This window comes from Acidiplasma aeolicum (genome assembly GCF_001402945.1).
Lineage (GTDB): Archaea > Thermoplasmatota > Thermoplasmata > Thermoplasmatales > Thermoplasmataceae > Acidiplasma > Acidiplasma aeolicum.
The window spans coordinates 1-10,808 of sequence record NZ_LKBG01000249.1 but is presented as its reverse complement, the minus strand read 5'-3'; the positions used below and the strand labels follow the sequence as shown (position 1 = coordinate 10,808).

10 protein-coding genes are annotated in these 10,808 nt (G+C 31.3%); 7 read left to right on the top strand and 3 right to left on the bottom strand.

Features of this window, described 5'->3' with window-relative positions; genetic code table 11:
• Positions 1 to 37 precede the first annotated feature (37 nt).
• The gene (locus tag AOG54_RS07090; protein ID WP_048101185.1) at positions 38 to 1,129 is read left to right on the top strand and encodes a TIGR04053 family radical SAM/SPASM domain-containing protein; all 1,092 of its coding nucleotides are present in this window, start codon (positions 38 to 40) and stop codon (positions 1,127 to 1,129) included.
• A 152-nt stretch (positions 1,130 to 1,281) separates the two neighbouring features.
• Here the strand turns inward: AOG54_RS07090 and AOG54_RS07085 are convergent, their stop codons facing one another.
• The 3 genes from AOG54_RS07085 to pheA form a co-directional block, all read right to left on the bottom strand.
• Entirely contained in the window at positions 1,282 to 1,806 is a 525-nt protein-coding gene (locus AOG54_RS07085) for a hypothetical protein (RefSeq protein ID WP_048101186.1), read from the bottom strand.
• Positions 1,803 to 2,069, bottom strand: a complete 267-nt coding sequence (locus AOG54_RS07080) for a DUF211 domain-containing protein (protein WP_048101187.1) — start codon at positions 2,067 to 2,069, stop codon at positions 1,803 to 1,805. The genes AOG54_RS07085 and AOG54_RS07080 overlap by 4 nt, the downstream gene beginning before the upstream one ends.
• Before the next feature lie 65 nt (positions 2,070 to 2,134).
• Positions 2,135 to 2,947: a prephenate dehydratase gene (pheA, locus tag AOG54_RS07075; RefSeq protein WP_048101188.1), complete on the bottom strand. Its 813-nt coding sequence runs from the start codon at positions 2,945 to 2,947 to the stop codon at positions 2,135 to 2,137.
• Positions 2,948 to 3,071: 124 nt separating this feature from the next.
• Here pheA and AOG54_RS07070 point away from each other — a divergent pair, with 124 nt between their 5' ends.
• From AOG54_RS07070 to AOG54_RS07045, 6 genes are all read left to right on the top strand, one after another.
• Positions 3,072 to 4,052, top strand: a complete 981-nt coding sequence (locus tag AOG54_RS07070; RefSeq protein ID WP_048101189.1) for a hypothetical protein — start codon at positions 3,072 to 3,074, stop codon at positions 4,050 to 4,052.
• Positions 4,053 to 4,326: 274 nt separating this feature from the next.
• On the top strand, positions 4,327 to 5,310 hold the full coding sequence (locus AOG54_RS07065) for a Gfo/Idh/MocA family protein (protein ID WP_055041003.1): 984 nt from the start codon (positions 4,327 to 4,329) through the stop codon (positions 5,308 to 5,310).
• Positions 5,249 to 7,768, top strand: coding sequence for a tetratricopeptide repeat protein (locus tag AOG54_RS07060; protein WP_156318767.1), 2,520 nt, complete (start codon positions 5,249 to 5,251; stop codon positions 7,766 to 7,768). The genes AOG54_RS07065 and AOG54_RS07060 overlap by 62 nt, the downstream gene beginning before the upstream one ends.
• Positions 7,769 to 8,087: 319 nt before the next feature.
• Positions 8,088 to 9,494 carry an aromatic ring-hydroxylating oxygenase subunit alpha gene (locus tag AOG54_RS07055; RefSeq protein ID WP_052656690.1) on the top strand — a complete coding sequence of 469 codons (1,407 nt, stop codon included), beginning with the start codon at positions 8,088 to 8,090 and terminating at the stop codon, positions 9,492 to 9,494.
• 12 nt (positions 9,495 to 9,506) lie between these two features.
• Complete coding sequence (locus AOG54_RS07050) at positions 9,507 to 10,034, top strand: aromatic-ring-hydroxylating dioxygenase subunit beta (RefSeq protein WP_052656691.1); 528 nt, start codon at positions 9,507 to 9,509, stop codon at positions 10,032 to 10,034.
• A 5-nt stretch (positions 10,035 to 10,039) separates the two neighbouring features.
• Positions 10,040 to 10,282 carry a hypothetical protein gene (locus tag AOG54_RS07045; protein ID WP_048101368.1) on the top strand — a complete coding sequence of 81 codons (243 nt, stop codon included), beginning with the start codon at positions 10,040 to 10,042 and terminating at the stop codon, positions 10,280 to 10,282.
• Positions 10,283 to 10,808 lie beyond the last annotated feature (526 nt).

Here is a 10,808-nt window from a genome sequence, read left to right as displayed (position 1 = left end):
TCATTCTCATTATATATAAATAATAAATATATTAATTATGTATAATTATAATAACAAGCCAATACTTGTTTTTTATGAAACAACAAAGGCATGTGATCTTGCATGTAAACACTGCAGGGCATCAGCCATTGAGGCAAGGCTTCCAGACGAGATGACTGTTGATCAATCAGTTAATTTTGTTAAATCCATTAGAAATTTTGGAAAACCATATCCAATATTGATTTTAACTGGCGGGGATATGCTTAAAAAGGAGGGGCTTGAGGAGATACTTAGAACAGCATATGAATATAAGATTCCAGTTTCTGCCAGCCCCGCTGCCACTGCAAGGCTTAATGATGAATCATTTGAACTTCTTAAGAAATACAATGTACTTTCAATATCACTAAGCCTTGATGGACTTAGGGAAACACACAACTGGCTGCGCGGGTATGATTGGGTGTTTGATAAAACAATGGAGGCAATTAATACCGCCAGAAATCATAAAATGCCCGTGCAAATAAATACTGTTGTTCTAAAAAAGAATATAATGGAACTCCCGGATATTCTTAAATTATTAATAACTAATAATATAAGGGTGTGGGAGGTATTTTTCCTTATAAAAACCGGCAGATCAATAGATTTCGAGGATTTAACCCCACTGGAATATGAGGATGTAAACCACTGGCTTTACTACATCACATCATACAATATGACTGTAAGAACTGTTGAATCTCCAATATTTAGAAGAATTGCAGACGAAAAGGAAACATATCACGGTACATCACTTTACAGGGAACTAATAAGAAAAACCCATGAGCTTCTGGGCTTGCCTGATGGAAAACCGCACGTGCACATGGAAAAAACCAGGGACGGTAAGGGAATTATTTTTGTATCCCATAACGGTGATGTTTATCCAAGTGGATTTTTACCGGTTGTTCTTGGAAATGTCAAGAGAGAATCAATTGTCCATATTTATCAGAATAATGACATTTTAAGGCGTTTAAGAAATCCCGAAAATTTGGAGGGACTGTGTGGAAGCTGTGGTTATTCTGATGTATGTGGTGGTTCAAGGGCCAGGGCATATGCAACCTTCAACGATATTTTTGCCGAGGATCCTGCATGCATAAATACATATAATTTTATTAAATAAATAATAATATGCACAAAATTATGTAACTTATTAAATGCCTGCCATATTCGATAGTTTTAAGAATCAATAATATATTTAATTAAATTAATATATTTATACATATATTTTGCATGGTGACTCCACGCATGTCTGTACAACATAGTATAAAATGATTAAACTATTAACTTTAAATAAAATCCGGCGACGGTAACTATTATGCCTATTAAAATCATAATTAAAACCCATAATTTTGCACTGCCGGCTGTTGTTTTGCTTATAAACAGTCCAAGAACTCCCAGTGATATGTATGAAAATGCCAAGGGTATAATTATATTATTTTTTATGATTAAAGAGGAAAGAAGTGGAATTAATGCACCTGCAAAACCGCAAAGGGCTGCCATTAACGAACCTGCAATGGATTCAAGAAATATTCTATCACCCAGCTTCCCCTTTAATAAATAAGATGTGGATCTTAAATTAAGCTGCAATGCCGTTCTGTGAAGTTCCTCATTCAAACCTGCATACTGTGCTATAAAATAACTAAAGGTACCTGCGAAGGCAGACCCAAATGAGATCTTGAATGCCAGAAATATGGATATGCCATTATGTGCCAAGATGCCACCAGATGCAAGTATTAGGGCAGTTATTATTCCATCAGATAATCCAATGCTTAATGGAAATAAAAATTTGTTTTTCATTTTACTATGTGCTTCCCGGCAACCACTTCATCAATTGAATGTATGGCACACCCCATATCCTCTATAGTTTTTATTAAATAATTATAATTAATATTCATGCCCTCAACTATTATACTTGTGCCCATTGTTTCCATATCCATCTCGGTAACTGTTATTTTTACGGCCTCCACACCAGGGACCTCCTCTATTGATCCCGCAAGTTCTGTAAGCGTTGGCCTGTTCAAACCCTTGTCAACATCCAGCAAAATTCTCCTAAGATTCATAAGTTTTTCTAACTCCTGTATCTAATTTATTATTAGATATAATATTAATCACACATATTAAAATTTTATGAATTAAAATTAAATGATGCATCCTTATATGTTCCCAAAATCTTTAAAGTTCCTGCAATATTTTTTATTTCATTTATTGCATTTTCTGTATTTTTATTATTTTCTATATCGACAAAGAATATATAATTAAAAGGATTAAATTTAACCGGCCTCGATTCTATTTTTGACATATTTATTGAATACTTATCGAAAATGGAAAGAACCCTGTAAAGGGCACCTGGTGTGTTTGATGTTGAGAACACCATGCTTGTTTTGGTTTTACCATCTGGCTTTTCGGGAGATTTGGATAATAGGAAAAATCTGGTATAGTTATTTTTATTATTTTCAATTTCCCTCTGGATAATATGCATACCATATATGGACGCTGCCAGCTCACTGGCTATTGCCGCCCTGGCTTTATCCTTTAAACCTTTTACAATTTCCACACTTCCTGCGGTATCATACTCACTTACAGGTATAAAATTATGCGAGAAAATGAAATCGGAGCATTGTGCAAGTGCCTGAGGGTGTGAGTGAACGTATCTTATATCATCTATTTCACTATCCGGAAATCCAATCAAACAGTGGCTTATCCTAAGGTAATATTCCTTTACAATAAATAAATTATCCCGGTAAAGATTGTCATACGTCTCACTGACTGCACCCTCAATTGAATTTTCTATAGGAACCACACCTAAATCAATCTCCCCTTTATTTATGCCATCAAAAATTGACCTTATAAATTTGTATGGAACGTATTCGCCCTCAGCCAGTCTTTCTGCGGCTATATTACTGTATGCTCCCTTTTCTCCAAAATACCCAATCTTCAACCTGACCACTATCTTATATTTATATTTAACTTTTACTTTTAATTAAATAAGTAAACAAAAATAGGGCCAGATTGTCTCTGATTATCTGGCAAAGACTTTAAATATAATAAAATTATTAAATTTTATGAAAAATGTAACATCCACCAAAGGTTCCATAATGTTTTATTTAATTCCCTCTGTAATTTCCCTTGGCTTTTTTTTATATCTTACCATTTTTATTAGCATGAAATTATTTCAGTATATTGGTATATATTTTATAGCCCCAATTTTTTCAATTATAATCACATTACTTGTGTATCATTCAATAAAGAAGAATATTAAAAATAGGTCAACAATCTTAAAATTTTCATTATTGGTATTTGCTTTTTCTTATATATTACTGGAATCTATTTTTCTCATAATAAATATTCATACCCTTTTTTCAATTATTTTGCTCATTCCATTTGACCTAATAATAATTGCCATACCGTTTTACATTAATTATAGGGATAAGATGCCATACAATGGCATTCCGGGAGAATACAGCACTGATTTAACAACCAGATTAAGGGAAGTTACAGGAGATGAGGATATAGAAGTGTATATTTCTGAATTTAGCCGTGCAAATTTATATGGCGCAACCACCAGAGGCAATGACTGGAATTTAATAATTTATAAAAGTGCATTTGATAAATTCAATGAATCTGAACTTTTATTATACATGCTCCAGATTTATTACAGTAAAAAGTTTAATATAAATAAAATCATGCTTCGTGACATCTTTTTATGGTTTGTATTGATTGCAGATATGTTATTTATATCATATATACTTTCAATAGATTTGCCAGATAAATATGGAATTTATTTTCTTCCACTTTTAGCCTTATCTGTTATTCTTATTATCTTAACCCCTCTTATTATTAATAGAAAAATTATTGATTTGAATAAAGTTGTGGACAAAAAAATTTTGGAAAAAGCTGAAGACATGGAAACATTAAAATCCATGATTCTGAAGCTTGCCGATCGGGAACCTTTAAGGCCGCTACCACAATACCAGTATAACAGATATAAGCAAAGATTGCTCAAGAATGCTTACACCAGGATAAAAAACATAGAAAAATCATAAGTGCTGGAGCCTTAATATAAGAGATGTATACTATTCCAGGCTGGTAATTTAATATGGTATCTTATTATTAGGAAACACCATTTCCATGAATTCATAAGGATAATAATAGAGGTTTTATTTTATCTATTCCCGCTTTAGTATTGAATAATTAATTATTATACGTCTTCCTCACACAAATGTTTCTTTTATGTATTCAGGTAATGCAAAAATTTATTAATATTGATCAGTTGTATTCGTAAAGGAATATTTTAATTCCTATATAATAATGATAATTATGTCAGTTGAAATGAATGAAAATATAAATGTGGCCATTGTCGGATATGGTTATATTGCAAAGTATTGGGAAAAGGCCATACTAATGAATGGTAAAATGAATATCGTGGGAATTTATGATAAGAATATATCTACTAACATAACAGGACATAGTTTTTATAAAACTTTATCAAACCTGATTGATGATGATCGAATAAAAACGTGCATAGTATGCACACCGACAGATAACCATTACACAACTTCATCTCAAATTTTATTATCTGGAAAAAACATAGTGGTGGAGAAACCTTCAGTTCTAAATATAAATGAATATAATAATTTATTAAAAAGTGCTAAGGTAAATCATGCATTGATTTATAATGCATTTCATTTTGTATATTCGCCTGAAATTGTCTGGTTTAGGAAATCACTAAAAGAGCTTTATAAAAGTTATGGGAAAATAGGAAGTTTCTGTTCCTATTTTTCTGATCCATATTATATTAGAGGTGAATTACAAAATAAAGCTTTAAGTCTTTTAGGAAGCTGGGTTGATAGTGGGTCTAATATTTTAAGTATGCTATATTCCATTTTTGACGATATAAGTTTGGATTCACTAACATTTGGTGATAGTTACTCTGGAAACTTTTCTGATTTATTTTCAATTGCTTCAATGATGTTTAATGACTCTAAAAATGGCACCGGCTTTGGACATACAGTTACCAACTGGGTTTCAAACTCCTCACTTAAATACACGGATTTTATGTTTCCCGAAACAAATGTAAAAATTAGGCTAAACCATTCAGAACTTAAGGTTACACTCACAGATGATAAAGGAACCAAGATTTTGTTCTCATCTTCTGAGACTGATAGATTATTAGCACATTACACAGGACTTGTGGATGATGTATATAAATCACTGTCTGCAGGCAAGGGTAATGAAGATTATGGAAAAAGCATATACAGTACAATGTACGGCATTCAAGATTTGGGTGGTGGCATTGCCTGAGAGCAAGTTTTCAAGAAAAACACAGCAGGCTATTAAAAAGTTTACGGATAGAATAGAACCAGTGATGGTATTCAATCAATGGCTGGAGGCGATAACTACAGGTAAAATAACCAGAAAGGTTCTGGTTTATTACGGTGTGGGCGGAATAGGAAAAACACGGCTTATATCTAAACTAATGGATGACGTGGATAAAAGAAATAAAGAACAAAGTAAAATTAAAATAAATATCATATTTGCCGGAATGGATATAAATGAATACAACTCCCCATCTGCAGTTCTGCTTGGACTTAGAAAACAAATAAAATTCCCATGTGTTCTTTTTGATTATGGCCTTGTTAAATACCTCTCCTCAATAGGAAAAACTGCTGATCAGATTAAGGAGTTTATACCTAAAAATAGCGTTATTTGGGATATAACAGGTGACATCCTTGAGGCAATACACATTCCTGTGGGGCTTATAGATAAAATTGCCATAAAGCTCAGGGAAAAGTACTCAATACAGTTTAAGGAATATCATAATGAAATTGAGGCCATTGATTCATGCAAAAGAAATCCGGAGGAAATATCTGAAAGGCTTCCACACCTTCTTGGAATAGATATTTCAATAGCTGCAAAAAGTAAAAATTCAATATTTGCCATATTTCTTGATTCATATGAATCAATATATAGGCGCCAGGATTTCCAGCTCGCAAATAATGATCCTGATGAATTTATACAGGAATTAGTACTTTCTTCTAAACAAACATTATTTATAATAGGGAGCAGGGAATATATAAAATGGGAGCAAAAGGATCCATCATGGAATGAAATACTTGATCAGCACATACTTGATTATCTCAGTGATCAGGATTCTGATTATTTCCTTAGATCCGTACCAATTTTAGATGAATCCATTAGAAAATCCATAATAAGCAGCAGCAAAGGACTTCCACTATACCTTGACCTCTGCGTTGAAATTTATTTGAGAAATAAAAATAATATGACTGCATATGATTTTATAATTCCAACCAATGAAATTATACCTAGGTTTCTATCACACCTTTCAGATGATGAAAGAACACTTTTCATTGCATTATCATACATTCATTTTTTTAATTTTAACATCTTTGAAATTCTTGTAAAGGAGCTTAATATACCAATTGCCATATCTGACTTTGACGAAATAGCCAGCCATTCATTTGTATTAAAAGTTGAGAATCTGGAAGGTATATACAAAGTACATGACAATTTTTATGAGTATGTTATAAACAATCCCACAATAAGTGGTAAATCGAAGATTATGGAAAAAATTTTTTCAGGTGTTATAAAATATCTTAATGATAATAAAAAAAGTATACCATATGAATCCATGGTGATTTTTTACCCCAACGTTATGAATCTTCTTTCCTACATGTCGGAATCAGGTATAGATATTGGAGAGAAGTTTATTGAACTTTCAATATTTATTGTTGATGCGGGGTACTGGAATGTTGTCGGAAGCATATCAGCCCAAATACTTAAAAGGCATCCCAATGATGATCGTATTCAGTTCCTTTTTGCTGTCTATCTAAGGAGAATTGGAATGCTGGAAGACAGTATTAAAATTCTTGAAAATATTAATCCAGAAAATCCATTATTTGGTAACTTTAAGGATTATATATCATATTACAAGGCCGATACATTGCGTGTTATGGGCAGGTATAAAGATGCACTTTCTATATTTAATGGGATCTCAGAAAAGTATAGAAATAATAAAGATAATGAAATTTATCTTAAATCACAAAATCAAATAGGAGATATTACATTTCTTTTTGGTAAATTTTTAGACGCTTTGAATATTCTGGAATCTGGATATGGGGAAAATAACATGAATACTGTACAATTTGCAGAGATGCTCAGAATAGAGGGTCATATCTATCGTTTTAATTTTATGCTGGAAGATGCAATTGCTAAATATTTCAACTCCATGGAACTGGCAAGAAAACTCAACGTTTTAGGCCTACAGGGTAAATTGTATAACAATCTTGTCGAGGCATACTGCTGGTTAGATGCTAATGAGGCGATTGAGTATGGAAAAAAATCAATAGAAATAAATAAAAACCTGAATGCTCCTGTGGAATACGGTAAAACCTATGCTGCATTATCTATAGCAAGCTCCATGAAGGGTGATTTTACCTCCAGCTTAAAATATTCTGATATGGCACTATCAATTCAGGAGCAAGTTAAGTATCCTGGTGGAATGGTTTATGCCCATGGAAGTTATTGCTTGATATATATTAAAACCGGTGATAAAAATAAATTTATGGAACATTACAATGAAATGAAAAAACTTGTTAAAAATCTTGGTGCAGAGAAGTATACAATGCTTCCCTATTATATATATTTAAATGATGCAGAACTTAAGGAGACATTCAAAAATCTGCAGTGGCTTGATTATGAAAAAACTCTGAAAATTGTAAAAACAATATTAAGTGATTAGATTTAATTATAAAATTAATATAAATATTGGTAAGCTTGTACTGTAAGCAAAGAAATTATAATCATCATATAAATATGTCTATAGATTTTTTAGCATCAAATTTGTTATCAGTATATATTTCCTGAATAAAAAAGTAGAATGATATAATTTTTAAAAATGTTGGAAAACAGATAATTTAGCTAATGGAACTAACTTTATATAATCTTTTATATAATCTTTTGTAAAAAATTGGAGGAAATTTAAATAATAGATATGTTTAAATATAATCATCATTATTATAAAAGAAAACTTTAAATATAATAATATATTATAATTTAATATGGTACAAGGTGATATAAAAACTATTCGTAATAAACCTAAAGAGGTTAATGATATTGTATCTGAAGATGAAAGTTTTAGATATGAAGAAATATTAGAATATAATTTAAGTGAAAGAGCCTTTAAGATGCTTGGCGAGGCCGAGAGTCTTATAGATGATGGATATGTTCCATTATACCTCTTATCAGATCCTGAAATTTACGAGGCTGAAAGGATAAAAGTATTTGCATCAAGCTGGAATTTCCTCGCTCACGAATCTGAAATCCCTTATCCAGGAGACTATGTTGTAAGATATATAGAACAAACACCATTAATAGTAGTTAGAGGAGAAGATAATAAGATAAGAGTTTTTTTAAATGCGTGTCCTCACAAAGGTAGAGAATTTGTTAAAGCAGAGATTGGTAATACATCCCATATAAGGTGCCCATATCATGGATTTGTCTATAATACAAAAGGAAAACTTGTTGGATGCCCAGTGCAGAAGCATGCAATAGGTGATGTTATAAATTACAATGATTTTAATATGTACCGTGTAAATGTAGAAATATATAAAGGGTTTATTTTTGCAAATCTTGATCCAAAACCTAAAAACGATTTATCAACTTTTCTTGGTGATTTTAAATTTTACTTTGATCTTGTTTCAAATAGGTCTGAAGCAGGATTATCATTCACAAATCCACAGAGATGGGTTGTTCCATTTAACTGGAAAGCAGCTGCAGATAATTTTGCTGGTGATATATATCACGCATTTACCGCGCATGCAACAGGATATGCGCTTTTTCCTAAAGAAACTATCAAGGCAAATACAGTATTAACAGGTCTGCAGGTTGATGCAGGGAACGGACATGGAATTGCATTTTCAAGGATAATAGATTCACCTCAGTGGTATGGAAATTGGTGGCCAGAATTAATTAGAAAGGCAAAAAATACATTAACGGAGAGCGAGTATAAATTTTGGGTTAAATATTCCACCAGCACAATTATTGGCAATGTCTTCCCAAATTTTGGATTCTTAAATGCAGGTATGCCATTTAAGGGTGGATCAACAGCTGAGGCTATAGCACCTATTTTAACATTCAGGGTTTGGAATCCTATATCTCATGATAAAACACAAATATGGAACTGGTTTGCAATTGAAAATGATGCTCCAGAAGATTTAAAAAAATATTCATATTTAGCATATCAACACTCATTTACAGCAAATGGTGTCTTTGAAGAGGATGATATGGAAAACTGGATAACACAAACACATGCTGGTAATAGCATGTTAAAACTAAAACTGGCAGAAAAGGTAGGTGAATATAAACCATTAATTGATGTTGGTGCTCCTGGTAATGTACAATCATACCCAAGTGATATAGGGTCTATGTCTTTTTGGAGGGAACTTGTGAATAAATTATTAGAATAAGGGTGATTTGCAATGATATACTCAAGCAAAAATATGGATGGAAATCATATAAATGACCTAATTGATGTTTTGTTATATGAGGCAGAAATATTAGATAATCATCAGTATGATAAATGGATAGATATGCTGACAGAGGATATAGAATATAAAATGCCTGTAAGAATTACAAGGGAAAAGGAGGATAAAGAAACTGATTTAGAACTTTCAAAATCTCAGTATCATTTTATAGATAATAAAGAATCCATACTAATGCGGGTAAACAGATATAAGAATGAATATGCATGGTCAGAAAATCCACCATCACGCACAAAACATTTTATTACAAATGTAAGAATTGAAAAAGTCAATGAAACAGAATCAATTGTAAAATCATATGTATTATTTTATAGAAGCAGAAGAGACAATGCATATCCAGAAATCTTCGCATATGAAAGACTAGATAAATTTAGATATGAAAATAATAAATGGAAACTTGCAAAAAGAAATATAATACCAGAAAATTCAGTTTTACCGTTAATGAATCTATCAAATTTCCTGTGATGAAAATGGAAAATAAAAATTATTATGAGAAAGATGGAGAAACAATAGATATTACAAATGAATTTGCCACTGTAACTGTTAAAAAGGTATATACAAAGAACGGTACAAGACTGGAGATATCTTCTCCAAAATTAGGTAGTAGAATAGTATTGAGTGCAATAGAGCTTGAAAGTTTAACATGGCAGGACAAATCAATATTTGATAAATTTTTATCAGACCCATATGGTTCGTCAATCGCTGATGATTAGTATTTTTTGATATTCGGAATTTTAATAATTTATATTTTTTTATAAATATCGATATTATATCTTAGGCAAAAATATAATAAAGGAATATAAAATAAGAATTAAGCCATGATAATGAAAAAGAATATTATTTAAGAAGGTATCAGAAAAATGCATAAAGAATTAAATTTAATATTTCTAAAAATATTCCCATAAAATTATTATCATTAAAGAATACGATACATAATTTTTATTCTAATTTTTATTCTAATTTATAAACCTCATTTAATTTGTTAAATTCATTGTAAAAATAGATTTTTGGCATTATCTACTAAATTATATATATTCAAGCATTACGGCCCTTATTACCTTACTGAATAATCTCTTTATTTCAGAGAGGTATAGCGTGTCCAAACCTTCATAATTTGTTCGACAATTGTCATATTTATTAATTTGAAAATTATTAGTGGGATATGGCAGCGAACCACATCCCATTAATTATGCAAAGGTTGGATAAAATAGTTGCGGAGGATAGAATCAGAAAGTACTC